This window comes from Paenibacillus sp. 276b, assembly GCF_900107875.1.
In the GTDB taxonomy this organism is placed as follows: Bacteria; Bacillota; Bacilli; order Paenibacillales; family Paenibacillaceae; genus Paenibacillus; species Paenibacillus marchantiae.
The window spans coordinates 12,905-39,161 of sequence record NZ_FNRR01000011.1 but is presented as its reverse complement, the minus strand read 5'-3'; the positions used below and the strand labels follow the sequence as shown (position 1 = coordinate 39,161).

At 47.2% G+C, this 26,257-nt stretch carries 19 protein-coding genes; 2 read left to right on the top strand and 17 right to left on the bottom strand.

Features of this window, described 5'->3' with window-relative positions; all coding sequences use genetic code 11:
- Positions 1 to 172: 172 nt before the first annotated feature.
- Positions 173 to 1,006, top strand: coding sequence for a DUF1129 family protein (locus tag BLV50_RS30320; RefSeq protein WP_090811751.1), 834 nt, complete (start codon positions 173 to 175; stop codon positions 1,004 to 1,006).
- A 287-nt stretch (positions 1,007 to 1,293) separates the two neighbouring features.
- Here BLV50_RS30320 and BLV50_RS30315 read toward each other — a convergent pair whose 3' ends face one another.
- Positions 1,294 to 2,241, bottom strand: a complete 948-nt coding sequence (locus tag BLV50_RS30315) for an AraC family transcriptional regulator (protein WP_090811748.1) — start codon at positions 2,239 to 2,241, stop codon at positions 1,294 to 1,296.
- Between the two features lie 428 nt (positions 2,242 to 2,669).
- Positions 2,670 to 5,828, bottom strand: a complete 3,159-nt coding sequence (locus BLV50_RS30310; protein ID WP_177031306.1) for a copper amine oxidase N-terminal domain-containing protein — start codon at positions 5,826 to 5,828, stop codon at positions 2,670 to 2,672.
- A gap of 287 nt (positions 5,829 to 6,115) precedes the next feature.
- Here BLV50_RS30310 and BLV50_RS30305 point away from each other — a divergent pair, with 287 nt between their 5' ends.
- A complete protein-coding gene (locus BLV50_RS30305) occupies positions 6,116 to 7,081 on the top strand; it encodes a hypothetical protein (protein ID WP_090811744.1) in 966 nt (321 codons plus the stop codon).
- 147 nt (positions 7,082 to 7,228) lie between these two features.
- On the opposite strand, the gene BLV50_RS30300 is transcribed toward BLV50_RS30305, so the two are convergent.
- The 15 genes from BLV50_RS30300 to BLV50_RS30230 all read right to left on the bottom strand — a co-directional run bounded on the left by BLV50_RS30300 (position 7,229) and on the right by BLV50_RS30230 (position 26,085).
- Positions 7,229 to 7,831, bottom strand: coding sequence for a GNAT family N-acetyltransferase (locus BLV50_RS30300; protein ID WP_090811742.1), 603 nt, complete (start codon positions 7,829 to 7,831; stop codon positions 7,229 to 7,231).
- Positions 7,831 to 9,123, bottom strand: coding sequence for a threonine ammonia-lyase IlvA (gene ilvA / locus BLV50_RS30295; protein WP_064642284.1), 1,293 nt, complete (start codon positions 9,121 to 9,123; stop codon positions 7,831 to 7,833). The genes BLV50_RS30300 and ilvA overlap by 1 nt, the downstream gene beginning before the upstream one ends.
- 341 nt (positions 9,124 to 9,464) lie before the next feature.
- The gene (locus tag BLV50_RS30290; protein ID WP_090811869.1) at positions 9,465 to 10,070 is read right to left on the bottom strand and encodes an alpha/beta hydrolase; all 606 of its coding nucleotides are present in this window, start codon (positions 10,068 to 10,070) and stop codon (positions 9,465 to 9,467) included.
- Positions 10,071 to 10,084: 14 nt separating this feature from the next.
- Entirely contained in the window at positions 10,085 to 11,035 is a 951-nt protein-coding gene (locus BLV50_RS30285) for a ring-cleaving dioxygenase (RefSeq protein WP_371129286.1), read from the bottom strand.
- 311 nt (positions 11,036 to 11,346) lie between these two features.
- The gene (locus tag BLV50_RS30280; RefSeq protein ID WP_090811740.1) at positions 11,347 to 12,435 is read right to left on the bottom strand and encodes a hemolysin family protein; all 1,089 of its coding nucleotides are present in this window, start codon (positions 12,433 to 12,435) and stop codon (positions 11,347 to 11,349) included.
- 268 nt (positions 12,436 to 12,703) lie between these two features.
- Complete coding sequence (locus tag BLV50_RS30275) at positions 12,704 to 14,041, bottom strand: hemolysin family protein (protein ID WP_072735723.1); 1,338 nt, start codon at positions 14,039 to 14,041, stop codon at positions 12,704 to 12,706.
- 725 nt (positions 14,042 to 14,766) lie between these two features.
- Positions 14,767 to 16,032: a phosphoribosylamine--glycine ligase gene (gene purD, locus BLV50_RS30270; protein ID WP_090811738.1), complete on the bottom strand. Its 1,266-nt coding sequence runs from the start codon at positions 16,030 to 16,032 to the stop codon at positions 14,767 to 14,769.
- A 130-nt stretch (positions 16,033 to 16,162) separates the two neighbouring features.
- Positions 16,163 to 17,710, bottom strand: coding sequence for a bifunctional phosphoribosylaminoimidazolecarboxamide formyltransferase/IMP cyclohydrolase (gene purH / locus BLV50_RS30265; RefSeq protein ID WP_090811736.1), 1,548 nt, complete (start codon positions 17,708 to 17,710; stop codon positions 16,163 to 16,165).
- A gap of 334 nt (positions 17,711 to 18,044) precedes the next feature.
- Positions 18,045 to 18,662 (bottom strand): phosphoribosylglycinamide formyltransferase, encoded by a 618-nt coding sequence (purN, locus tag BLV50_RS30260; protein WP_072735726.1) that lies wholly within the window; start codon positions 18,660 to 18,662, stop codon positions 18,045 to 18,047.
- Entirely contained in the window at positions 18,662 to 19,702 is a 1,041-nt protein-coding gene (gene purM, locus BLV50_RS30255) for a phosphoribosylformylglycinamidine cyclo-ligase (protein ID WP_090811734.1), read from the bottom strand. Before purM ends, purN begins: the two co-directional genes overlap by 1 nt.
- Before the next feature lie 329 nt (positions 19,703 to 20,031).
- Positions 20,032 to 21,510 (bottom strand): amidophosphoribosyltransferase, encoded by a 1,479-nt coding sequence (gene purF / locus BLV50_RS30250; protein ID WP_079344050.1) that lies wholly within the window; start codon positions 21,508 to 21,510, stop codon positions 20,032 to 20,034.
- On the bottom strand, positions 21,495 to 23,738 hold the full coding sequence (purL, locus tag BLV50_RS30245; RefSeq protein WP_090811732.1) for a phosphoribosylformylglycinamidine synthase subunit PurL: 2,244 nt from the start codon (positions 23,736 to 23,738) through the stop codon (positions 21,495 to 21,497). The genes purF and purL overlap by 16 nt, the downstream gene beginning before the upstream one ends.
- A complete protein-coding gene (gene purQ / locus BLV50_RS30240) occupies positions 23,716 to 24,405 on the bottom strand; it encodes a phosphoribosylformylglycinamidine synthase subunit PurQ (protein ID WP_024633543.1) in 690 nt (229 codons plus the stop codon). The genes purL and purQ overlap by 23 nt, the downstream gene beginning before the upstream one ends.
- A gap of 4 nt (positions 24,406 to 24,409) precedes the next feature.
- Complete coding sequence (gene purS / locus BLV50_RS30235; protein ID WP_024633544.1) at positions 24,410 to 24,655, bottom strand: phosphoribosylformylglycinamidine synthase subunit PurS; 246 nt, start codon at positions 24,653 to 24,655, stop codon at positions 24,410 to 24,412.
- A 554-nt stretch (positions 24,656 to 25,209) separates the two neighbouring features.
- Positions 25,210 to 26,085, bottom strand: coding sequence for a phosphoribosylaminoimidazolesuccinocarboxamide synthase (locus tag BLV50_RS30230; RefSeq protein ID WP_090811730.1), 876 nt, complete (start codon positions 26,083 to 26,085; stop codon positions 25,210 to 25,212).
- Positions 26,086 to 26,257: the final 172 nt, after the last annotated feature.

Here is a 26,257-nt window from a genome sequence, read left to right as displayed (position 1 = left end):
GCTGTTATGCACCTGTGTCATTCTGGCCTGCGCAGGGCTATGGTCGAATCGTAAACAGTTGTTTTATAAGGAATGACTTTGCGAAACGAGAGCCCTTCCCGTATACTAAAATACCGTCAGGGTCTCCAGATTCACCGGGGATCAGAACGTGTGTAGACAGGGGGAGCAATCATTGGGGATTTCCTATAAGAAGTTGAAAGAAATACAGAATCGGCAAATGACCGAAATGAGTAAGATGACACCGGAACATGTAAAACTGTTTGATCAGATCAGCACCATTGCGCGTCAAGCACCTGCCGATGAGAGAACGCAGGAAGAATGGATTCTCTCGGCTGGAAGAGCCATCGTACAAGCTCAGTGTGACGGCAAGCCTGCTCGTGAGTTATATGGACCTGATATGCAAAAGGATATCTATTCACAACTAGGAGTAGCAGACAATAATCCGTCCGCAACTGCTGGTGAATCAAATATGGACTCATCCAGAGCTTCAAGTACGGCCGTACGGGGCGGAAGCAAATCCAATAAAACCAGTACGTCAGCCAAGAAGGCAGCAGCAGTTGAAGCCGAGCCTGCGGAGACTAAGGATCAAGTTAAACGGACGCCCAAATGGTACTTCATGATCTCCTGGGCAGCTTTGTCTTTTGTCATGCTGATTCAAGGTGCAGTTGGGCTATTTATTGGTTGGACGGGTGGAGATACGGAACCATTTAGCCATATCAGCCTGTTCTCCCTAATCGTTGCGGCGGTTGGAGGTATTGCATTGGTTGAAATGCTTCGCCGCCTTGCTGAGCGTCCAGATGATCAGGGAGCAGACAAGACGGCCAGACCACAGGTCAATCTTCGCGGAATCGTCATCTATATCGTTATCGTTGTGCTTGTCTTATTTGTAGGATATCCTCTGCGTGACAGCCTTCCCGTATTTACGCTGGCTCCGTGGATTAGTCTCGTAATCGGGATTGTGGGATTGGCTACGTTGAGACCACTATTCGGACAAAAGAAAGCGTAAGGATCCCCTTTGTGGGGTAGGATCATTTGGGTATCTCGTACAGTTATGTGGTGTGCGAAGATGATGAAGTATGAGTGAAGTACGACATTCGGTGATGAGATAGAATATCGAGTTTCAAAAAAGGGGCCATTATGGCCCCTTGCCAGCTGTTGAGAAATTCTCGACAGCTATTTTTATTTTCAGACCATTCAGGTAAACTTTTATAATATTTTTAAATAGCAGAGGAAAAGTGATCACGTACCACATCTTATTTGTAACCTTAGATACGGCCAGCAACTCGTTTGAAACTAATCCCGCCTTCGAAAGGAATGTTCATGTAAAGCTTCAGATAGATGATCCACAGGGCCCGTAGAGTCTTTCTCCATTTTGAGCTGAATGCGATGCTTGATCTCCTTGCCTGGAGTCTCTCCGAATTCTCGCTTATACATGCGGATAAAGTAGTTAACTTCCATACCAACCGTCTCCGCAGCCTCTCTTACACTTGCTCGTGGATGCTTGTCCAGCCATTCCGAAGCCTTCTGCAAACGCAATCGCTGCATGTACTGATGTCCCGTCACCCCATGTCTCTGGTGAAATAATCGGTTCAGGTGCTGCACCGAATAACCAACGGCTTCAGCTACATGCTTCAGCAGCAAATCGTCCTGGTAGTGTGTGTGCATCAGCGACACTGCTCGGGTGAATGCTACATTTGCCGATTCAGACTCACGCTCAGAACGTGTTAATAGCCCACTCCTTGCTTCTCGCTCTTCTGTCTCATCATGCAGCGGGAGGATGGACCGGGACATGTCCAGAATAAGCTGGTAGATGATCGTTGAACTGTTCCACATTTCAGTCATCCCATCGTCCAGTGAGTGCCAGATAGCCGTCACTCGTGACCAAAACTTTTCAAATTCGGACAAACGCAGTGGCCCCAACAGCAGCAGTCCTGCCGACCGAAGCACCGCCCCCGCCGCCTCTCCACCAATGCCGATATATCCAAGCTCTCCGTGTGTTTTGGAATGCGGAATATACTCATGAGCCACCCCAGGTTCCATCACGAACAGTTCACCCGCCGATATTGTCCACGCTCCTTCACCTGGAACCTTAAATTCCCCTTTGCCGCTGCGTAATAAAAAAAGCTGATACACCGGAAATCCATCCGGTCTAAACTGAACTTTTTCTTCTTGTGTCCCCACACAATACAGATACAGAGGCAACCGGGAATCCGGCAGGCCGGTCAAGCGAAATGCAAGCATCCCATCAGTCCTTTCGGATCATGCTCTTCTTTCTCCTATTATCCATCGGTTGCCCCGTTGCAGCAACGGCCAAAGGAACCTTTTTGGTGACAGGATTTTATAGTGCAGTATATTTGATTCAGAGAATTCACTACATTAGCAGAACAACCTTTGAGATTAAGAAAAACTCCCCTTCACTTTTGGAAAGGGAGCCTGAGTTGTTAACATAACTGAAAGATAAAATTGTTGGTTCTCGGAGTGACCGTTCCGGTTACGGATCGTTCTTTCGATCGCTCTTGTCTCCAAATTTATTTGATTCAACCTTTATAAGGTTTAAATTCGGAGACAAAGGCGAGCGCTACCGCTTCTTCAGAATCGATTCCGTCCCCTTCACTACTTCTGGCGCTTAACAAAACAAACTACTCATCAAAGCATCAAACTCTTTACAATTATTGAGGTGGAGTTTCTCCAGTAGGAGTTTGACTACCATTATCCGGATTGGACGTAGGAACTGCCGGAATAGTAAATGTAGCTATATCTGACCTTGTGGTTGTATATTTCGCAGAGTCACTAGACACGGAAACCACTCTGATTTTATATTTTCCTGGTTTGAAAACAGCTCCATCCGAATCCATTGAATTACTGGTAATGTTAACGTTCGCTGTTGATGGATTGCCAGCCCCACTATTCACAGTGGCTACTCGACTACCAAGGCCGTTATCGAATGTGGTGCTATCATTTTGGACAATGTAAACATCATAGCCTGCAATTCCAGTTTCATTGCTAGGCTTGGTGAAACTTACACTAATCGAAGTATCGGTTGCCGTTGCCTTCACATCTGCAACCTTCTCTACAAATGTTGGTGACTGTTTTTTAGCATTAATTATGAAAGTAGCTTTAGCTATGCTTGAATCACGTTTGCTGTCGGAGGACTCTGATAAAATATATGCAGTATACGATTTACCTGCTTCAATATTTTTACCGTTAATGTCAAGCAGAGCATTTGAAAGTAAAACCGGACTTCCATTTAACTCTACAGATCTACTATCATTAGCTAATGCAATATTCTTTGCCATACTTAGATTAAATGTGCTTCCAGTCGGGGCAATCATTACAACATAACGACTGATCCCTACCTTTGAAGCTGGTTCCGTATATTTCAAAGTTACATCCGTTGCATCGCCAGCAGCCTGCTCTTCATTTTTAACTTCTACATCAGTGATTTTAACTGCTCCAACAGCACTTGTTACAGACAATTTAATATCAGCATAAGCTGTGGACAGCACATTGGAAGAGTTGCTGTTATTGCTTACTGCGAGCACAAATATACGATAGTTTTCATCATTTCGAATATCTGTACCATCTGTTGCTTTTACATCCTTTAAAGTCAAAGTATAATTTCCGCTTCCGCTAGCTTTATTCACAACTTTATAGTTTGGATTCCGATTTGCTTCTGCCAAATCGAACCCACCCAAATTCGCCGTTTTGACTGCGAAAACACGGTAATGATAAACATTAGTCTCATTAGACGATCTATTAAATGTCACCTGCAAATCACTACCGTCTCCATTATCTCCGATGTCCGCTGCATTCACGTAGGTCGGAGCGGCCACAGTCGAGTTCTGTACTAGCGTAATTTGTGAAGAATAAGATGACAATGCATTCTGGCTGGAATTGCCGCTATTGCTTACCGACAGGACGAACACACGATAAGAAACACCATTAGAGATTCGAGATCCATTAGTATCTACCGCGCTGCTCGGAAGAGTAAATGACTGATTTCCACCAGTCTTATTCACCTGATAATAATTGTTCGATGCATTAGCCGCGCTCAGTGTGAAGCTGCCTGCATAGGCGGAACGTACCACATATATCCGATATGCGGAAACGTTGGATTCATCCGTAGCTCTATTAAACGAAACCCGGAGATCGCGTCCATCGTTGTAGTCACTCACATCAGCCACTCCGATGTTGCTTGCGACTCCAGCATTACTATTCGTTGTCAGTCTCAATAGCGTCGAGGAGGAAGAGAGCGCATTCGTATAGCCGTTCTGCTGGTTGCCTACAGCCATAACGTAGATCCGGTAGTCTTGCAGATTTGTTACGTTATAACCACTTGTGTCCTTCATGGATGATGGCAGAGTGGTTGTAATATTGTTGCCTGTTTTGTTCACGTTATAGTACAAGCTGGAAGACAGATTGCTTGCCGTAGTCAGATTGAAGCTGCTGGATACTGAGTTCCGTACTACGAAAATTCGATAATTAGCAACTTTAGATTCATCGGATGAACGGTTGAAGCTCACTTGAATGTCACGACCGTCTCCATAATCCGAATTGTCTTTCACTTGCGTGATGACTGGCGCTGTTGCTGTGTTTACGCCCAGCGTAAGTGAAGATGATACTGTGGACAGTTTATTGTCTGCTGTTGCCGCATTGGAGCTCACAGATACAATATACACGACATAGGATGTGCCGTTTTTGATCAATTCCCCGGATGTATCACGTGTCGAGGAACTGAGCTGGGTTTTGACCGCTGTGCTGTTACCTTTGTAGATAATGGTCGAATTCGAACTGGACACATTATTGGCCGTGGTCAGATTGAATGAAGAAGCATCTTTCGCCTTAACTACAAAAGCACGGTAATACGTAATATTGGATGTTGTACTCGGCTGTGTGAAGTTAATTTCCAGGTCACGTCCATCGCCATAGTCACTGATATCTGCGATCCGCAGGCCTGTGACAGGTTGAACCGTCGTTTTCACATTGTTTAGTTTCAAGGACTGGGAAGACCACGCCAGCAGATTTTTGTAGCTGTTGTTGCTGTTCCCCATTGTAAGTACATACAGACGATAGGTTTCACTTGTGTTTAACAAATCCCCGTTCACGTCGCGTGTCTGGGCATTCAACGTCAATCTCGGATCAGTGCCATTTGGAGTAATGGATGTGTAATTACCTGATGGCACGACCGATGCCGCAGACTCATTAAAGCTGTTTACATCACGGGTTTTCACCAGCATCACACGATACTCGGACACAGCTTTCTCGGACGTCGGGCGTGTAAAGCTTACAGTCAGGTCACGGCCATCTCCATTACTTCCAGATACTGAACCGTAAATGTTCCATGCTGCATATTTCGTCTCATCCACAGGAGGTGTGGACGTTGTTTTGATATCTACTCGCTGATTGCGGGAATTCCAGAATACTTTCTCCCCAAATGCTTCACTGACAAAACGAATCGGAACCATCGTATTTCCTTTGATCGTGTTTGCAGGCACATCCAGTGCGATCGCTTCGCCGTTGATGTAAGCCGTTTTGGAACCCAGCGTAAGCGATACTTCTTGGTCACCCCGGCTAGCCTTAATGGTTTTAGTTCTGTTGGTGTACTCTACTGTTGCATCCAATCCTTCAAAGATGGACCGCAAAGGAACCAGTACGCGTCCACCTTTCATGACTGGTGCCTGTGCGGACGAAAGCTCCGCATCATTGATATATATACTAATTCTCGCAGCTGCATCCATAACTGACGTTGGTAGTGCAGACATCAACATAGCCGATACGGCCAGTGCTGACATCACCTTTTTCACTTGACGTCCTCCCGCTTTCTTCATATCCAATATCCCCATTCTCTTCAATATTTAAGTTAGATTGTGATCGTTGGTGAATTTCATTTTATTCCTGTAATTTCCTGTGCACATCTAAGACGTATGAACATGAGTAAAAGTTTCCAATCCCACAAAAAATATTTTCGCAGAAATGTCCTTACACCATCTACCCTCCAAAGGTTAAAAATAACAGAAGAATTTGTCATTATTCCGCAACAACATCCTTCCCAAATTCGTTTAATGTATAGTGAATAACAACCTTTTATTTTTAAAATTACGGGAGGTTCACACAGATGACATCATCGTATTTATCTGGCCAACGCAAAGGGATGCGATTCTTCATCACAGTCGTTGCCATTGCTGCAATTTTCACAGGAACCGCAGCTACATCCGGAGTTGCTACTGCCGCTCCTTCAAGCCCGGATACCAAAGTAACCACCAGCAGTTCAACCGCCATATATAAAACATTTCAGTCCATGCTCAAAAAAAAGAACGGCTTACCCGCCGCTGACACCTTTCTGGAATCCAATATCAAAAAAGTAACAAAGCATCACGCCACCCTGATGGTGCTTCAATTGGAGAATGCACGCCTGAAGACTCTAACCTCCATGACGGACCACTTGCTCGTTCCTAACGTTCAGGACAAGATGCTCAAGGTATACCAAACGAACGACAGCTTCACCAAACTCATGGAGCGTACCCAGGACTCCGATCTGCGTGCACTATTAAAAGAAGCCCGAGACAGCGGCTATCGCCTCGTCATGCTAGAAGGCTCTCTCTATCCCATCATGAATTATGCGGCACTCGTGAAATATACCTCTGATATTACAGAGGATATTTCAAGCTACATCATCATCATGATGAAGGAAACGAAAAACTTACCAGCGGATGACGGAGCACTGGTCATTGGCTATCAGGAAATTCTCCTTCGAGCACTCAGCCAGGAAAGATTCCTGGAGCTTTATCCGAAATCGAATCGGGCCAAGCAGGTGCAGGATTTGTTGAACAGTTATACCCTGTATACCTTTTATGGGCTGAACAATACACCGCTGTTTGATTATGACACGAACAAAATGGTTGCGAACGCTCAAAGAGGCTACAACGGCGTCTTACAACGTCTTGCATCCGTCGATAGTGAATTCCTCACCAAGCTGGATGCCTTTATGGATGTCGTTAAGGAAGCGAAATATGAGAAAACAGCTGCGGTGGAGAAATGGCTGGAACAGAACGTTCCGAACGGGGCCGATGCCGGCTATTAATAATGCATGGTATTAATCACCTAAAGGCACATAAAGCACACAAAGAAAACCGACATAGGATTTGCTCCCATGTCGGTTTCCTTTGTGGATATCGATGAATTGAATTTGAATTGAATCTCCTATACCAGGCTAACTCAGATTCAAGAACTACAGAATTGGCTTGACCATATGGTTATACTCATGTCCAGCAATGACAATTACTTCATCCTTGATATAGCCCTGGCGTTCGTACAACATCAAGGCACGGCCATTGTCACGTTCAACAATGAGGGACACCTGGGAGTGTCCAAGTTCCCTTCCCTGCTGCTCAAAAGCAGCCATCAATGCCTTGCCGATGCCCTGCCCCTGATACGCTTCACTTACGGATAGAGTATCCAGATAATACTCCCCGGGACGGGTTTCTTTGACCAACGTATATTTCTCATCTGTACTCCGACCAGGCCGATCCAGAATCGGCTGATCCAGAAGATCTGCTTCTCCGCCATCATACGCTACCAGTATTCCAGCGACCTGTTCGTTCTGCTCCATTACCGTTATATTGCGATAACTGATCCGATTGTCTTCCTGCGCGTAAAATTGCTGCAAAATCTGCATCGCTTTCTCATGCTCACCTTCACCCGCCAGAGCATAGGCAATATCACCAATCGCCTGATAAAGCAGAGGAATGACTTGTGCCACATCTTCTTTGCGAGCAGGTCTCAACAGAGGCTGCGCCTCACTACGGTCCGACTTCACATTGGAATGATTCATCAGATTAACATGTTGAACAGATTGAGATTTTTGTTCAGCTCGGTATACGCGAGACCTTTACGATTCATACGTTCAATCAGCGGCTGGTAATCTTCCTTGTACATCAACTCGATGCCCACCAAGGCAGGTCCATTTTCCTTATCATGCTTCTTCGTATATTCAAAACGGGCAATGTCGTCATTGGGTCCCAATACTTCCACAAGGAATTCACGCAAAGCTCCCGCACGTTGTGGGAAATTGACCATGAAATAATATTTCAAACCTTCGTAGATCAACGAACGTTCTTTGATTTCCTGCATCCGATCGATATCATTGTTGCCGCCGCTGATCACACAGACAACCGTCTTACCCGCAATTTGTTCGCGATACTGCTCCAGTGCAGCAACCGCTAGAGAACCGGCAGGCTCCACAACGATAGCATTTTCATTATATAGCTCCAAAATGGTGGTGCAGGCTTTGCCCTCAGGCACCTTCACAATGTCATCCAACGTTTCACTACAGATGTCGAAGGTCAGGTCACCAACACGTTTCACCGCAGCACCATCCACGAATTTATCAATATCATCCAACGTGACAACCTGCTTACGGAACATGGCCTCACTCATGGAAGCCGCGCCAAGTGGTTCTACGCCAATGATACGTGTTTCCGGGCTAACCGTCTTCATGTAGGTTCCAACGCCAGCAGCCAGACCGCCGCCACCAATTGTGACGAATACATAATCCGCTTTTTCATCCAGACTCTCCATGATTTCCATCGCCACCGTACCATTACCTGCAATGATCTTCGGCTGGTCGAACGGATGGATAAACGTCATACCCTGTTCATTACACGCACGCATAGCTTCTTCATAAGCATCGTCATACGTATCACCTGTCAGCACAACTTCAACATTATCTCCACCAAATCGACGTACCTGTTTCACCTTCTGGTTAGGAGTTGTGCTTGGCATGAAGATTTTCCCGTGAATGCTAAGCGCGTTACAGGAAAAAGCAACTCCCTGCGCATGGTTACCTGCGCTCGCGCAGACAATGCCTTTCTCCAGTTGAGCCGGAGTCAGACTACGAATCATGTTGTATGCTCCACGAATTTTAAACGAACGGACCACCTGCAGGTCTTCCCGTTTAAGATACACATTACAGTTATATTTGGCCGACAATACAGCATCCCGCTGCAACGGTGTTCTTACAATGACTTCACGCAGCACATGATGTGCGCGCACGATATCTTCCATGCCAACACCGGTACGGCCGGGATTGGCAGTTCCCGTTGGTTCTTGTTCCACTGGTTTCATCTCTTATCCACACTCCGCTTATCTTGGTTGGCAATGCAAGCATTGCTTTTTCTTTTTATTGTATCACTTTTGTTCTGTTCTTGCGCCTGAGCTCGCATCATTTACCATTCGCAAACAAACCGCATCTAATTGAAAATCATTATCAATTACTTGATTATAGATTATTCCATACTTTAGGACAAGGCATAGTGTCGCTCTGATTCATTAAAAAGTGGATCGTTGGAAATTGGAACTAGTAGCATGCTGCTCGGTTCGTTAAACCTTAAAAACGGCAAAAAAGGGGTGTCCCCGTCATTTTCATGACCTATGGGACATCCCTTTTAAAATGCCAGTCAAATTTTTTAAGCCTGAGTCTTAAACCAAGCCGTAGCAGCCTCCGCCTCGGTACGGGTCAACTGATGCCCCTGACGCTCCCAGTGCATGTGCACAGCTGCACCTGCACCGCTAAGTAGTGAGGCCAATTCATCCGTTTCTCGTTTCGGTATAATTGGATCGTTCTCTCCTGCGCCGATGAATACAGGCAGCCCCTTCAGGTCCGGCAATTCCAAACCACGAAGCGGTACCATCGGATGGTGCAGAATCGCTCCTTTGAATACGTCAGCCTGATGGAAGATCAGACTTGCTGCAATGTTTGCTCCATTAGAATAGCCCAGTGCGAAGACATTGGCACGATCAAAGCCATACTCCACAGCAGCTGCATCCACAAATGAACCCAATTCCGCTGTCCGTGCAATGAGATCTTCTTCGTCAAACACCCCTTCCGCCAAACGGCGGAAGAAACGGGGCATTCCATTCTCGGATACGTTACCACGCACCCCCAGAATACCAGCTCCTGGGGCAATCATCTCGGCCAGACCTACCAGATCGTTCTCCGTTCCACCTGTCCCGTGCAGCAACAAAAGTATGGGTGCATTTGGCTGAGAACCTGCTTTATAAATATGTTTCATTGTATTAGTAGTACTCATGATTTGGACTCTCCTTTCCATTCACGTACTTGAATAGGTGGCAGCAACTGTTCAATCTGCTCACGCTGTGGTTCGTACCATTCAGGCAGCATCAGCTTTTGGCCCATGCTCTCCTGTGGTTCATCCCGTGCAAATCCTGGAGGATCAGTAGCCAGTTCAAACAGTATACCTCCCGGTTCCCGGAAATACACAGCGTTGAAGTACTGACGGTCAATGACCTGAGTTGGATGATATCCGGCTTTTTGAAGCTCCTGCTGCATTTGTTCGTGCTCGACATAATCTTTTGCACGCCATGCGATATGGTGAACCGTCCCTGCTCCGCCAATTCCCCGCTGGATTCCAGTCGATTGAATGTCGATCAGTTGACCGACGTCACCACTCGCCTGCAGACGAATGATTCCATCCTCTTCTCCTACCTTCTCCAGACCGAGCATCGTTGTCAGCACATCCGTTGTTTTGTCAGGTACATGGCTGAATAACACAGCTCCACCAAAACCTTTGATGGCATGTTCAGACTGCACACCGTTGAATGCCCACTGACTTGGCTGGCCTCCATCACGCTCGACCAATTCGAGCAAGAGACCCCCTTTATCGAAGAAGCGAATGTACTGCTCGCCAAATCTTGTTTTATTTTCAAATGGAATATCGAAGGATGTCAGACGTTCTTTCCAGAATGGCAGACTGCCCACCGGAATCGCATATACAGTTACGCCAGTCTGTCCTGCACCGATAACTCCTCTTCTGGCATTCTGCTGAGGGAAGAAGGTGATGATGGTGCCCGGTGCCCCATCCTCATTGCCATAATACAGATGGTACACATCCGGTGCATCAAAGTTAATCGTTTTTTTCACCATTCTCAGTGCCAATACACCTGCATAAAAATCAACATTTTTCTGTGCATCATCTACAAAAGCCGTAACGTGATGGATTCCTGAAGTTCTGAACATAATCTCCACTCCCTTGGTTTTATTTGTATCGTTGTTTTATTTGTATCGTTGTTATACTTAGCAGTTTGTTATGCATCACTTTTTTGTTATTTATCTTTAAATTAAGATTCTTTAAATTTATATTAATCCATTAACCCTAAATAAGCAAGCTTTTGTTTTAAAGTTAAGATATATGCTTTTTAACCTGCTGAATTACGCCTGAGTATACTGACATGGACAAAAAAACAGGCCCCGATCACTCGGAAACCTGTTTTCCTTAAATCTTATTCAATTGTTTGCCACCACACAACATCAATCCTTGAAACTTCGTATTACGCTTTAGTTAATTTTAATCGCTTAGGCGGTTGAACCAGATCTTTGCCATCATACTCATCCTTAATATCTCCAACAATTTCTTCAAGAATGTCCTCCATCGTAACCAGACCAACCGTTTCCCCTTCTGCATTATGAACTGTTGCGATATGGGAACGACTTTGCTGCATCTGGACCAAGACATCCTTAATTGGCGATAACTCCGAAAATTTCAACATGTCGTGTACAAACGTATCCATATTGAACTCCCGGCCTGCGGCAACACTCGTAAGCATTTCCTTTGTATGGATAAATCCAACGAAGTGATCCTGATTTCCTTTTTCGATCACCGGGAAACGTGTATATTCATGCTGCTTTAGAACCTCAATCATACGTTCCAGCGGCATTTCTTTGTCCAGCGTGACGATTTTTTCTTTGCGGATCATAATCTCCTGAAGCAAACGTTCATCAAAAGCAAAAATGTTTTTGAGGTAGTCCAGCTCTGTTTGATTAATTTCTCCACTCTCATAACTCTGCGCCATAATCAGCTTAAGTTCCTCTTCGGAGTGAACCGTATCGTGACCGGCTGGTTTTATACCGAAGATGCCAAGCAATAGACGGGCAGCCCCATTCAGCGCGTAGATGAACGGATTCATGATCTTACCAAACCAATACAGCGGTGGTGCAAGCAATAGTGTCATCTTCTCTGCAAACTGGATCGCCAGTGTTTTCGGTGCCAATTCACCGATAACCACATGCAGGAACGTGATGATTGCCAAGGCAATCCCGTACGAAAGTACCGTAGACAACGCCGCTGGGACTTCCAATCGCTCAAACAGCGGATGCAGCATTTTCTCAACAGTGGGTTCACCCAACGCACCCAATACCAGTGCTGTGATCGTGATACCCAATTGACACGCAGATAGATAATAATCCAGATTGTGAGCCACTTTTTTGGCCAACACCGCTTTTTTGTTCCCTTCCAAGATCAGCTGATCTATTCGGGACATCCGTACTTTCAAAATTGCAAATTCCGCTCCAACGAAAAAGGCGGTCAGGCCGATAAATACGGCTACTAAAAATAAGTTTAAGGCTATTATTCCGTCCAATGATTTCCCTCAAAATGAGGGATTCACCTCCAAGTAAATTTATATTAAGGTTGCACGAGTGACGGCTCGTTCTTCCGATCGCCATTGCCTCCAAATTTCCCTGATTGTTGTTTTCAAAGGTTTAAAATTGGTTTGCAAACGCGAACGCTACGCTTCTTCAGAATCGATTCCGTCCCCTACACTGCTACGTTGCCAAAACATTAAAATTCTGAGCGCAGTAGCCAAATGGGCAGTCATACCCTAGATTACAGTCATGATCGAACCAACATCACGCCAGGTCACTGGAAGATTCCTCGACCTGAGCACCGTTTACACGTTCAAGCAGCACCTGCTTAATGTGAAAATTTTCTGCGTCCACAACGGTCCAGACATAATCACCGTGTTCTACCGTATCGCCTTGTTCCACACCGACACCCTTCTGGAATTGAATCCATCCGGCCACGGTATCCATTTCTTCGTTGCCTTCAAAGACAATCCCAAACTGCCGCTCCAACTCATCCAGCAGCACCCGGCCGTTAATGAGATATTGGTTCTCTCCGGTTACCTGAATGTCAGCAACTTCATCAGCATCGAACTCATCACGAATCTCGCCGACAAGCTCCTCCAGAATATCCTCCATTGTAATGATTCCCGAAGTACCTCCGTATTCATCCACGACCACAGCCATGTGCACGCGTTCCTGCTGCATCTTGATCATCGCATCCTGGATACTTGTAACTTCAGAAACGAAGGGAATCTCCCGAACAAAATCGATAAGTTGGTGCTCCCTAAGGGCAACCATGTCAGGCAAAATCTTTTTCACATTCACAACACCGACAATTCGGTCCTTGTCCCCATCCTCGATGACGGGATAACGTGAATAATTATGCTCATCCAATATCGGAATGATATCGTCATAAATCATATTCTGATTAAGTGTCACAAGCTCTGTCCTCGGAACCATGATGTCTTTGGCATCACGCTCATCGAACACGAATACGTTTTCCAGATACGAAAGCTTGGTCTTGTTGTTCTCGTCTCCTTCATAACTCTGGTTCATGATGATTTTGATCTCATCCTCCGAGTAGGCCTGTTCATGTCCGGCAGGCTTCACGCCAAATGCCCTAAGAAGCACGCGGGATGCACCATTGAGCGCCCAAATGAAGGGATACATAATTTTTCCGAACCAATATAGCGGCGGCGAGAGCAACAGTGTCAATTTTTCCGAAAATTGAATCGCCATCGTTTTGGGAGCCATCTCCCCAACCACAACGTGCAGGAACGTGACAAGGATAAAGGCAATCGCATAGGAAGCAACCGCCGATATGGAAGCTGATACGTCCAGATAATTAAATACCGGGTATAACAACCTTTCAACGGTTGGCTTACCGAGCGCTCCCAATCCAAGGGCAGTTACGGTAATACCGAGCTGACAGGCTGACAGATAATAATCGAGGTCCGAGACTACTTTTTTGGCCAATATGGCTTTTTTATTCCCCTCGGCAACCAGTTGATCCACTCTTGATGTACGAATCTTAACCACAGCGAACTCAGATGCAACGAAAAATGCGGTCAATGCAATCAAGATAATGAGTAATACAATATTTAATATGGTGATTATGTCCAATGATTTCCCCGCTTCTCAGGGATTCACCTCCAGAGATAGTTACAGCGTCATTGGTTAACTTCGTTAACCATTCAACAGCTGATTGACGTTCAATATGGCGTATGCCTTATATGAAATCGAAAAGATAAAGTGTGTATAGGTTGTACTTTGACCTTGTAAAATTGCAAAACAGGAATTCAGGATGAAGTCAATCACTTATAGAAACTACTTCACTAAAAACAGGGTTCCCCCCTCATGCTGTCATTGTTTCTCGATTTACTCCACCAAAATTCTCCATTTGGACAGTTTACAATATCGCCTTCCCAATAGATATCCACCTCCCCTCTTATTCATTCCTGTTTCAGAAAAGTATAACATGTTCTACGCCAAACCATCCAGTTGCACGTTATGGTTTGGAATATAGATTATAAAATGAGTTCACAAAATAAACTTTTATGTATGTGGTCTTTCTCGCATCTACAGTTCATTTTATGTGATATGGTTCACATAATTAGTATAGACCAGTTTATAGAAATGGTACCCTTTACTTTAGTCGATTAAACCTGCTACAGGCCTTTATTTACAGCCATTCTTCTTTGCCGTATCCGGACTGCGACACGTCCAGCAATTACACCATAATCATGTATACGTTGAAAAGGACCCGCGGGATGCAAACACCTTTTTCGGTGTACATCTTTACGGGCCCTTAGGTTTCACTTTATCAAGTTACAATTAATTAGAATTAGTTATACCAACGCTTTGGCAGCAATATCAGAACGTTGATGTTTACCGTCAAAATGGATACGTTCCGCTTGAGCGTAGGCTTTGTTTCTAGCTTCGGCAATATCAGAACCAAGACCCACAACGCCTAGAATTCGTCCACCATTGGTGACCCATTCTCCAGATTCATTGCGTGCTGTTCCAGCATGGAATACCACTGCTTCGTCGACTTGATCCAGTCCTTCAATGACAACACCTTTTGCATATGGACCAGGATAGCCTCCAGATGCAAGCACCACACATACAGCGGCTTCGTCGCTCCATTCAATCTCGATATCCGCCAATTTCCCGTGCACAGTTGCCCAGAAAATATCGAACAGATCACTCTTCAGACGCGGCAATACGACCTGTGTCTCGGGATCACCGAAACGAGCGTTGAACTCAATCGTTTTGGGTTTACCATCTGGTGAAATCATCAGCCCGGCAAACAATACACCTTGGAACGGACGCCCTTCGGATACCATCGCTTTGGCTGTTGGTTTGATAATCGTCTCTACCGCTTCTTCAATAATCGAAGCCGGGATATGTGGCAATGGCGAGTATGTACCCATTCCGCCCGTGTTTGGCCCCTGATCATTGTCGAATACCGGTTTGTGATCCTGTGCAGCAGCCATCGGACGAACGGTCTCCCCATCGACAAACGCCAAAATCGACATTTCCTGACCTGCCAGGAATTCTTCGATAATGACTTTGGCTCCTGCTTCACCAAATACTTTGTCCACCATAATGCTGCGGAGTGCCTGGTCAGCCTCATCACGCGAATAAGCTACCGTCACACCTTTGCCCGCTGCCAGCCCATCGGCCTTGATTACCACAGGGATCGCCTGCTCATTCAGATAAACCTGCGCTTGCTCGTAATTGTCGAACTTCTCATAGGCTGCAGTCGGAATATTGTATTTATGCAGCAGGTCTTTCATGAACGTTTTGCTGCCTTCAATCTCTGCTGCATTGCGGCGTGGTCCAAATACCGGAATGCCTGTTTTATCAAAAGCATCTACAATGCCGTCTGCGAGCGGATCGTCTGGCCCGATAACAACCAATCCCACGTTAAGCTCCGTGGCAAGCGCCGTCAGTTTATCGAATTCATTTACCGCAATCGGATGACACTCGGCAATCTGTGCAATGCCTGCATTTCCCGGAGCACAATGAATCTTGCCTGCCTTCGGACTTTTCGCCAGTGCCCATATGATTGCGTGTTCCCGGCCACCGCCGCCCACTACCAGAATATCCATTAGCGTTGTTCCCCCTTCGTGCATAACTGGTTTTGTAATACTATTACGTGTTGAAATATCCTAAAAAAGAAGGGGTGTACCATAAGTCATAAGCATGACAGGCGACACCCCTTATTAAACCTTTTTCGCTCTAGTGTTTGAAGTGACGAACGCCAGTGAAGACCATGGCAATGCCGTATTCATTCGCTACTTTGATGGACTCTTCGTCCTTGATCGAACCACCTGGTTGAATAACGGCTGTAACTCCAGCTTTGGCTGCAAGTTCCAGTGTATCGCCCATTGGGAAGAACGCATCGGATGCCAGAATGGCACCTTTGGCTAGTTCTCCAGCTTGTTCAATAGCAATCTTGGCTGCGCCGACACGGTTCATTTGCCCTGCGCCAACACCTACAGTCATGTCGTTTGCTGCAAGCACGATCGCATTGGATTTCACATGCTTAACCACTTTCCAGCCAAACAACAGCTGTTTCAGTTCTTCTTCGGATGGTGCACGATCTGTAACTACCTTGAGCTCGCTTGCTTCAATTGAATGCACATCACTTTGTTGCACAATCATACCGCCGTCGATGGAGGTAACTACGAACTTACTCTCCCGATTACGGGCAGCGTTCAGTTCACCCGTTTTGAGCAAACGAATATTTTTCTTTTTGGTCAGGATGTCGAGTGCCTCTTGTGTAAAGTCAGGAGCCAGTACGATTTCCAGGAAAATTTCACTCAGTTTAGCCGCTGTATCGCTATCGATAATGCGGTTGGCTGCCACAATTCCACCAAAGATAGAAGTTGGATCAGCCGCATAAGCTTTGCCGTAAGCTTCGTAGATGCTTTCGCCAATACCCACGCCGCAAGGATTCATATGTTTAACCGCCACAACTGCCGGTTCTTCAAATTCTTTGACAATCTGCAAAGCTGCGTTCGCATCGTTGATATTATTGTAGGACAACTCTTTGCCATGCAATTGCTCGGCTGTTGTCAACGTATCTTGGGCTGCCAGCGGTTTGCGGTAGAATGCCGCCTGCTGATGTGGATTTTCGCCATAGCGCAAATCCTGGAGTTTTTCGTAAGTAACCGTCAGACGCTCTGGCAGTGGATCACCGTTCAGGTTGGAGAGATAATCAGAAATAACTGCATCGTATGCCGCTGTATGGCGGAACACTTTTGCCGCAAGCCGTTTGCGTGTCTCGAGTGTGGTGTCCCCATTGCTGCGGACCTCTTCAAGCACCTTGCCATAATCTGCTGTGTCTACAACAACACTAACATAAGCATGGTTTTTGGCAGCAGAACGAAGCATGGTTGGACCACCAATATCGATGTTCTCGATTGCGTCCTCATACGTTACGTCCGGTTTGGCGATGGTGTCCTGGAACGGATACAGGTTTACAACAACGAGGTCGATATAGTCCAGTCCATTCTCCTCCATCTGGCGCTTGTGCTCTTCGCTGTCACGAACAGCCAATAAACCACCATGCACTGCTGGATGCAATGTTTTAACACGTCCGTCCATAATCTCCGGGAATCCGGTCACATCCGAAATTCCGATGACAGGTACGCCTTCCTTCGACAACAGACTGCTTGTACCTCCTGTCGAAATAATCTCCACACCCATTTGCGACAGCTCGCGGCAAAAATCCACGATGCCTGTTTTATCCCATACGCTGACCAGCGCTCTTTTGATACTCACAATATGCTCCTCCTTTAATGTCCCATGGCTTCGCGTTTCATGGCGAAACACAACCGATTTATTTCCCGAGAAATATCACAAAATGCGTACCAATTTTCGACTTCTGTTATACAAGTTGAACCAAGATGTTTACACGAGACACTCCGATGACAGAACAACCTTCTAATCGCTGTTATCCCCAGATTTTTGATTCCCTTTTCTTAAAGGGAAAATCCGGTGATAAAGCGTATGCTTCCGATGCAGCTTTCTTTCAGAAAGCTTTTAGGCGAACGCTTCGCTTCTTCAGGTTTTTTCTATCCTCTCCGTTAATGTGTAAAAAAATTTTCAACTTATATCAAACCGGTTTGTTAACAGTGACGTGACGTCCGTCTAACTGAACCAGTCCCTGAGCAAACCAGGAAACAACCTCGGGGTATAACTGCTGTTCGGCCGCATGAATAGAACGGCTGATTGACTCAGGCGTATCCTCTGGCAAAATAGGAACAGGATGCTGGGCAATAATCGGCCCTGTATCCATTCCCCCATCCACAAAGTGGACGGTGACCCCGGTGATTTTAACGCCATATTCCAGTGCCTGCCCTATGGCATCTTTGCCTGCAAACGCTGGCAACAAGGACGGATGAATGTTAATCAGTCGTCCTGCATAACGATCCACAACTACTGAAGTCAACAATCTCATGTATCCGGCAAGAACAACCAGGTCAATGTCTTTGGATTCAAGCACTTCCACGATCTCAGCCTCGTAGGCTTCGCGGGAATCATAATTTTTAGGAGTAAACAGATGGCATTCCACGCCTGCCTCCTGCGCCCGCTGCACCACACGTGCAGCCGGTTTGTCACTTACCAGCAGATCTATGGATGCCCCCAGCCCTCCGTTCCGTGCTGCATCCACCAATGCTTGAAAGTTCGACCCTTCACCAGAGGCAAATACAGCAATACGGTAGTTCGCCATTAAACATCCGCTCCCGTGAAGGTTACTCGCGCATCTCCTTCGGTCACACGTCCAATGATGTACGCTTCTTCACCGGATGCTTTCAGTTGTTCCAATGCTTCAACTGCGTCAGCTTCATTCACGACCAGCACAAGTCCGATCCCCATATTAAACGTGGTGAACATGTCGCGGTTCGAAACGGAGCCCTTTTCTTGCAACAGATTGAAGATTGGCAGAATCGGCCAAGAACCATAGTCAATATCTACATTCACGCTGCTTGGCAGCATACGCGGGATGTTCTCGATGAAGCCACCACCCGTAATGTGGGCCATGCCTTTTACTTTTACCTTTTCAAGCAGGGACAGGAGTGGTTTCACATAGATTTTCGTTGGTTCCAGTAGTGCGTCACCCAGCTTACCACCCAGTTCAGCAACTTCATCCTGCAAGCCCAATCCGGCTTGTTCCAACAATAGTTTGCGTACCAAGGAGAATCCGTTACTATGCACTCCGCTGGATGCAAGTCCGATCACTGTGTCGCCAGGAGAGATCGTTGTACCGCTAATGATTTTCGCTTTGTCCACGATACCTACGGTAAATCCGGCAATATCGTATTCACCCTCACTGTACATGCCCGGCATTTCAGCCGTTTCCCCACCGATTAATGCACAACCGGATTGATGACAGCCTTCTGCGATTCCCGCAACAATGGCTTCGATTTTCTCCGGTATGACTTTGTCACAAGCCAGATAGTCGAGGAAGAACAGCGGCTCTGCACCCTGTACCACAATGTCGTTCACACACATGGCTACCGCGTCGATTCCGATGGTATCATGACGGTCCATGGCAAATGCGATTTTCAGCTTAGTTCCTACACCGTCTGTACCGGATACAAGCACCGGCTCATCATATTTATCTTTGTTCAAACCGAACAGGGCGCCAAAGCCTCCCAGATCTGTCATCACTTCCGGACGGAAGGTACGCTTTACATGTTTTTTCATCCGTTCAACCGCTTCGTTGCCTGCCGCGATATCGACGCCGGCGTTTTTGTATGCTTCGGACAAGTGGAATCAGCTCCTTATTTTTCGCCCCTCCTAAATCCTCCCGCCCGGGAGGACCCCATAGGACCTTGGCAGGCCCTCTGGACACCCGCCAAACAAGCGGTGCAGGGGTGGCTGGTATGATCTTGCTATGGTTGGTTCGTTCGTGTGCTCGCGTGGTTGTTCGCCGATTCCGCTGGCCGCAGGCCATCGGTCGGCGAACCCCGCTCGGCTGCGCTGCGGGGCAAGCCCGCGGGGGCAGCTGCTTCGCTTGGCTGCCCTGGCCCCTCTTGCTCCGCAAGGCGGGGCTAAGGGCTCGGGCTACGAGTTACGTTTGTCTCGCAGGATAACAGCTAGCAGCTGCAGCCAAATTTCTCTTCGCCGCCGAAGTCGAGGCGGGTTGGGTAATCGTTATCAAAACATGCAAGGCAAAGCCCGCCTTTATAGTCATCCTGATTATCTCCCTGAATCGACGTAATCAGTCCATCCGGGCTGAGGAACGACAGGGAGTCCGCGTTAATTTCACGGCAAATTTCTTCCACCGACAGCTGGGAGGCAATCAATTCGCGACTGTCAGGCGTATCAATGCCGTAGAAGCACGGGTTTTTGAACGGTGGTGATGTAATGCGTACATGCACCTCTGTTGCTCCGGCATCACGCAGCATGTTCACGATCCGGCGGGAAGTGGTTCCCCGTACGATGGAGTCGTCAATCATGACCACGCGTTTGCCTTCTACCACACGGCGCACAGCACTCAGTTTCATCTTCACGCCTTGTTCCCGCAGTTCCTGGCTTGGCTGGATAAACGTACGTCCGGTGTATTTGTTTTTGATCATACCCATCTCATACGGAATCCCTGTCTGCTCGGCGTAGCCGATTGCCGCGGAAATACTGGAGTCTGGTACACCTGTTACCAGATCTGCATCGACAAACGACTCAATCGCCATCCGGCTACCCATCCGTTTACGCGCAGCGTGCTGATTCGCACCATTCATGTCACTGTCCGGACGGGCAAAGTAGATATACTCCATCGCACACAGTGCCTTGCGGTGTTTGTGATGATCGAAGCGGTCTTCATGAAGACCATCCGCATCTAGCACCAACAGTTCGCCCGGTTCAATGTCACGAATCAACTCTGCACCAATCGTCTCCAATGCACATGTTTCCGATGCAAACAGATACGCATCTCCCAATTTACCCATTGTGAGCGGACGCAGACCATGGGGATCGGAAGCAACCAACAATTTGTCGTTGGTCATGATCAGAAATGCATAACCACCCACAATCCGTTGGAACGCATCCTTCGCGGCTTCTACCAATCCTTTGGGAGATCTCGCGATTAGATGGGCAATAACTTCGGTATCACTGGTCGTTTGAAAAATGGACCCGCCCTGCTCCAATTCACGCCGAATTGTTGGCGCATTTACGATATTTCCGTTGGTTGCTACAGCCAGATCACCATCGCGGTATTTAAATACCAATGGTTGTGCGTTCGTCAGCTTACTGTCACCACTGGTTGAATAACGAACGTGTCCGATGGAGATATCCCCGGTCAACGTCTGCATCAGGTCTTTGGTGAAAACTTCCTTCACCAGACCCATACCACGATGGTAGTGAAACTCGTTACCGTCACTTACACACATCCCTGCACTTTCTTCACCCCGGTGTTGAAGGGCATGCAGGCCATAATAGGATAATGATGCGGCGTCAGGGTGTTTGAACACCCCGAATACTCCGCATTCTTCCTTTAATTTGTCGAGTCCTTCCTTGCCGGACCCTTCGTTATAATAATCACCTGTCCACAATGGTCCTGTCGTCAGTTCATGAGACATGGAATCGCATCCTCCCAGACCTGAGCTAAACCTCCTACAGGTTCGTTCACGGCTGATGTTCCGTTCAATTCAATTGTCAGGTTACTTCCTTCTACACGTCCAATAACAGCTACAGGCACACCACGTTCACGTACAAAAGCTTCCAGCTTACCTGCTTGCTCCGGCGAAGCCGACAGCAGAATACGAGATTGACTTTCACTGAACAACGCATGATCTGCACGCAATGCCGTCTCCACATTCACCTGTGCTCCTACGTTACCGCTGATACAAGACTCTGCGAGTGCAACAGCTAAGCCGCCTTCAGACAAGTCATGTGCAGAGCGAACGAGACCGGATTGAATAGCTTCCAGCACGGTTCCCAGCAATGCTTTTTCCGTTTGCAAGTTCAGTTCTGGTGGACGGCCTTCCGTTTTGCCATGAACCGCATATTGCAGCTCACTTCCACCCAGTTCAGCTTTCGTTTCACCGAGGAGGATGATAACATCACCTTCGGATTTGAATGCTTGTGTCGTGATATGATCCGTATCATGAACGAGACCTACCATACCGACAACTGGTGTTGGATAGATGGAGCCTTTGGCGTTTTCGTTATACAGACTTACGTTACCACCAATAACTGGTGTATCCAGCACGCGGCAAGCTTCCGCCATACCGTCTACTGCTTTTTCCATTTGCCAGAAAATATCCGGCTTCTCCGGGTTACCAAAGTTCAGGTTGTCCGTAATCGCGAGTGGCTCTGCACCGGAACATACAATGTTACGGGCAGCTTCACTAACTGCAATTCGTCCGCCTACTTCTGGATCCAGATATACATAACGTCCGTTACAGTCTGTTGTCATTGCCAATCCTTTGCGCGTTCCACGAATCGTTACAACCGCTGCATCCGAACCTGGACGAACCGCAGTACTTGTACGCACCATGTAATCATATTGATCATAAACCCACTTCTTGCTCGCTACTGTTGGGGATGCCAACACTTGTTTCAATGCACCGCCGAGATCCGACACTTCATCGTAACGAAGGGTGTCGATAGAGGCACTTTGCTCGTAGTAAGCAGGTACAGAAGAAGGTTTGTCATACACCGGACACTCGTCAACCAGTGCTGTTACCGGCATGTCTCCAACCACTTCGCCATGGTGAATTAATTTCAGACGTCCATCATCCGTTACTTTACCGACTTTTGCACAGATTACGCCCCAACGTTCAAAGATTTCCATCGCCTGCGCCTCATCCTTCGGCTCAACGACGAACAACATCCGTTCCTGGGACTCGGACAACATCATCTCGTAAGGTGTCATGCCTTCTTCACGCTGTGGCACCTGATCCAGATACAGTTCCAGACCATTGCCCGCCTTACTTGCCATTTCCGCACTGGAGCACGTCAGACCTGCTGCGCCCATATCCTGAATACCAAGCACGATTCCGGTATCGATCAATTCGAGGCAAGACTCCATTACGAGTTTTTCCATGAAAGGGTCACCTACCTGAACCGCTGTCCGTTGGGACTCGGATTCTTCCGTCAGTTCAACTGATGCAAAGGTCGCTCCATGAATACCATCCCGGCCTGTTGGCGGCCCTACATAATACACAGGGTTCCCCACACCTTTAGCTACGCCGCGCTGGATTTTGTCATGATCAATCAGACCCACACACATCGCGTTAACCAGCGGATTGCCTTCATAGCTCTCATCAAACATGACTTCACCAGCAACAGTAGGAATACCAATACAGTTTCCGTATCCAGCAATACCTGCTACCACGTGCTCGAACAGATATTTAACGCGATCACTTTCCAGCTTGCCAAAACGCAAGGAATTCAACAAAGCTACCGGTCTTGCTCCCATAGAGAAAATATCACGGATAATGCCGCCAACACCTGTTGCCGCACCTTGGTAAGGCTCAACCGCGGAAGGATGGTTATGGCTTTCAATTTTGAATACAACGGCCTGATTGTCACCGATATCTACGATCCCGGCACCTTCACCCGGACCCATCAGGACACGCGGTCCACTTGTAGGGAATCGACGCAGTAACGGCTTGGAGTTTTTGTATGCGCAGTGCTCCGACCACATAACACTGAAAACACCAATCTCCGTGTAGTTCGGCTTACGCCCCATGAACTCACAGATCAGCTCATACTCGCTGTCAGACACGCCCATTTGTGCGTAAAGTTTATGTTCTGCGACCTGTTCTGCTGTCGGTTCCTTAGCGGATAGCTGCTGCGTCATGCCGATCCCTCCATGCTTTCAAAATAGATGTAAACATACGTTTGCCGTCTTCCGAACCCAGCAGTGAGTCCACCGCGCGCTCTGGATGTGGCATCATACCAACCACGTTTCCACCCTCATTACAGATTCCCGCGATATCACCCAGGGAACCGTTCGGGTTGCTGCCATACGTAAAGACGATCTGGTTGTTTGCCTGCAAACTCGCGAGTGTTTCCTCGTCACAGTAATAGTTTCCTTCACCGTGAGCAATTGGAATAACAATCTCTTCCCCCGGTGCATAGTCACGTGTAAATGGAGTATCTGCATTCGCTACTTTCAACACCGTATCGTGACAACGGAATTTCAGCGACATATTGCGGATCAATGCACCTGGAAGCAATCCCGCCTCAGTGAGGATCTGGAATCCGTTACAAATGCCGAGAATATATTTACCTTGTTCAGCAGCCTTAGCTACCTCATTCATTACGGGTGCAAAACGGGAGATCGCTCCGCAACGCAGATAGTCACCATAAGAGAAACCACCTGGAACTAGGATACAATCATAAGCCGATAGATCTGTAGCCGTGTGCCATACATAATCAACCTCTTGTCCAATCGCATCTTCTACTGCTTTGTAACAGTCGATGTCGCAGTTGGAGCCAGGAAACACAAGAACTGCAAATTTCATGGGGTTAACCCTCCAATTCGTAGCGGTAATCTTCAACAACGGTGTTAGCCAGCAGCTTCTCACACATTACTGTCAATCGTTTCTCCGCTTCCGCACGGTCTGTTGTATCCAGAGTCAGTTCCATGACTTTACCAATCCGTACACTTTCCACTTCATTGAATCCCATCGAATGCAGTGCACCTTGAACAGCTACTCCTTGCGGGTCGAGAACGCTTTGCTTAATAGTGACATAGACGGTTGCTTTGATCATGATCCTTATGTTCCTCCTCAGTAATGAACGGGATAAATGCTTTACGCTGTTAAAAAAAGTGACTTGGGAGCTTGCTCCGGGGCGGATTGTTCTTTCCGGTCGCTGTTGTCCCCAGGTTTTTTGGATTGTTTTGGCCCGCTATGCGGTCAAAACCCGGGGACAAAGGCGAACGCTATCGCTCCTTTAAGAACAATTCCGCCCCTCCGCTAGTCCATACGGACGTTTTTAAGGCCTAAACCTTTTACGTTGCACGGTGGTAATGGTCTAGTCTGACCATTACGTGAAAACAGTGAATGGTCTATAAAATAGTTTAGTAATCAATGAATTTAATTCTCGTAATTTTTTCAGGCTTCCCTACCTGTGGGAAGCCTCCGCACTTAATTGCCTCATCCCCAGTTTGACACTGGCGGAGGGAAAGATTTGAGCTGGAGAAACGAAGTGCTCGCCTTTGCAACCGGAATGTTTCCTTTTGAAAAAAGGAAACATTCCGGGGGCAACAGCGATCGAAAGCCAAACTTTCCCGTAGCCTACACTCAAACGTCCCTTACTCAAACTTACTTTTCCGTTAAACGGTTATAAATATCGACGTACCTTGCGGTTGTGGCCTCCACTACCTCTTGTGGCAGCGGATCAGGTTTGCTGTTCTTGTCCCAATCGCTGCCTAACAGATATGTGCGCACTGGCTCTTTATCCATGCTATCGATCTCGATGTCGAGTTCGTAATTCTCTTTGGCCCAGAAGCGAGAAGCGTCTGGCGTGAAGATTTCATCGATCAGAATGACTTTACCATCGACCATACCGAACTCAAATTTGCAGTCTGCGAGAATGATTCCCCGCTGATCGCAATAGTCGCGAGCAAATTCGTAGAGATGCAGGCTCTTTTCCTGAAGCTCAATCGCGAGAGCATCTCCGACAAGTTCTTTCATTCGATCCATCGGGATGTCTTCGTCATGACCGACATCGTTTTTAGCTGCTGGGGTGAATATGGGAACGTCGAGCTTGGCGTTTTTGCGAAGTCCATCCGGCAGCTTGATGCCGTTGACCTCTCCGCTTTTCTCATATTGTCTCCATCCGCCACCGGTAATGTATCCACGCACCACACATTCAATATCAATGCGCTCGGCTTTGCGGGTCACCATGATGCGGTCTTTGAGCAGTTCAGGATCAGTGATGATATCGCCCAATTGGTTTACATCCGTATGCACCACGTGGTTATCCATCATGTCGCCCGTCAGTTCAAACCAGAAGCTGCTCAGTTTATTAAGCACATTGCCCTTCTCGGGAACGGCTGGGTCCAGCACATAGTCAAATGCTGAAATCCGGTCCGTAACCACGATGAGAAAATGTTCACCCAGATCGTACAACTCACGTACTTTTCCCTTATATAACAAAGGAGCTTTAACGAGATCTGCCGCAGTGGACAGCGCCATGGAGGCTCACCTTCTTTCAGGAGATGTAAAGTATACGTCCAATTCCCCTTATCACGCAGGGCCACTCCGAATGCAGAACAACCTTCCGATCGCTGTTATCCCCGGATTTTTCTGATCCCCTTTCTCAAGGGGAAAATCCGGGGATAAAGGCGAGCGCTTTGCTTCTTCAGGT

Excerpts from the sequence above, each read along its gene's own strand:
- BLV50_RS30315 (WP_090811748.1), bottom strand. The coding sequence starts at position 2,241 with ATGCTTGCATTTCGCTTGACCGGCCTGCCGGATTCCCGGTTGCCTCTG.
- BLV50_RS30310 (WP_177031306.1), bottom strand. The coding sequence starts at position 5,828 with ATGAAGAAAGCGGGAGGACGTCAAGTGAAAAAGGTGATGTCAGCACTG.
- BLV50_RS30305 (WP_090811744.1), top strand. The coding sequence starts at position 6,116 with ATGACATCATCGTATTTATCTGGCCAACGCAAAGGGATGCGATTCTTC.
- BLV50_RS30300 (WP_090811742.1), bottom strand. The coding sequence starts at position 7,831 with ATGAATCATTCCAATGTGAAGTCGGACCGTAGTGAGGCGCAGCCTCTG.
- ilvA (WP_064642284.1), bottom strand. The coding sequence starts at position 9,123 with ATGAAACCAGTGGAACAAGAACCAACGGGAACTGCCAATCCCGGCCGT.
- BLV50_RS30290 (WP_090811869.1), bottom strand. The coding sequence starts at position 10,070 with ATGAAACATATTTATAAAGCAGGTTCTCAGCCAAATGCACCCATACTT.
- BLV50_RS30285 (WP_371129286.1), bottom strand. The coding sequence starts at position 11,035 with ATGTTCAGAACTTCAGGAATCCATCACGTTACGGCTTTTGTAGATGAT.
- purD (WP_090811738.1), bottom strand. The coding sequence starts at position 16,032 with ATGGATATTCTGGTAGTGGGCGGCGGTGGCCGGGAACACGCAATCATA.
- purN (WP_072735726.1), bottom strand. The coding sequence starts at position 18,662 with ATGGCGAACTACCGTATTGCTGTATTTGCCTCTGGTGAAGGGTCGAAC.
- purF (WP_079344050.1), bottom strand. The coding sequence starts at position 21,510 with ATGTCTCATGAACTGACGACAGGACCATTGTGGACAGGTGATTATTAT.
- purL (WP_090811732.1), bottom strand. The coding sequence starts at position 23,738 with ATGACGCAGCAGCTATCCGCTAAGGAACCGACAGCAGAACAGGTCGCA.
- purQ (WP_024633543.1), bottom strand. The coding sequence starts at position 24,405 with ATGAAATTTGCAGTTCTTGTGTTTCCTGGCTCCAACTGCGACATCGAC.
- purS (WP_024633544.1), bottom strand. The coding sequence starts at position 24,655 with ATGATCAAAGCAACCGTCTATGTCACTATTAAGCAAAGCGTTCTCGAC.
- BLV50_RS30230 (WP_090811730.1), bottom strand. The coding sequence starts at position 26,085 with ATGGCGCTGTCCACTGCGGCAGATCTCGTTAAAGCTCCTTTGTTATAT.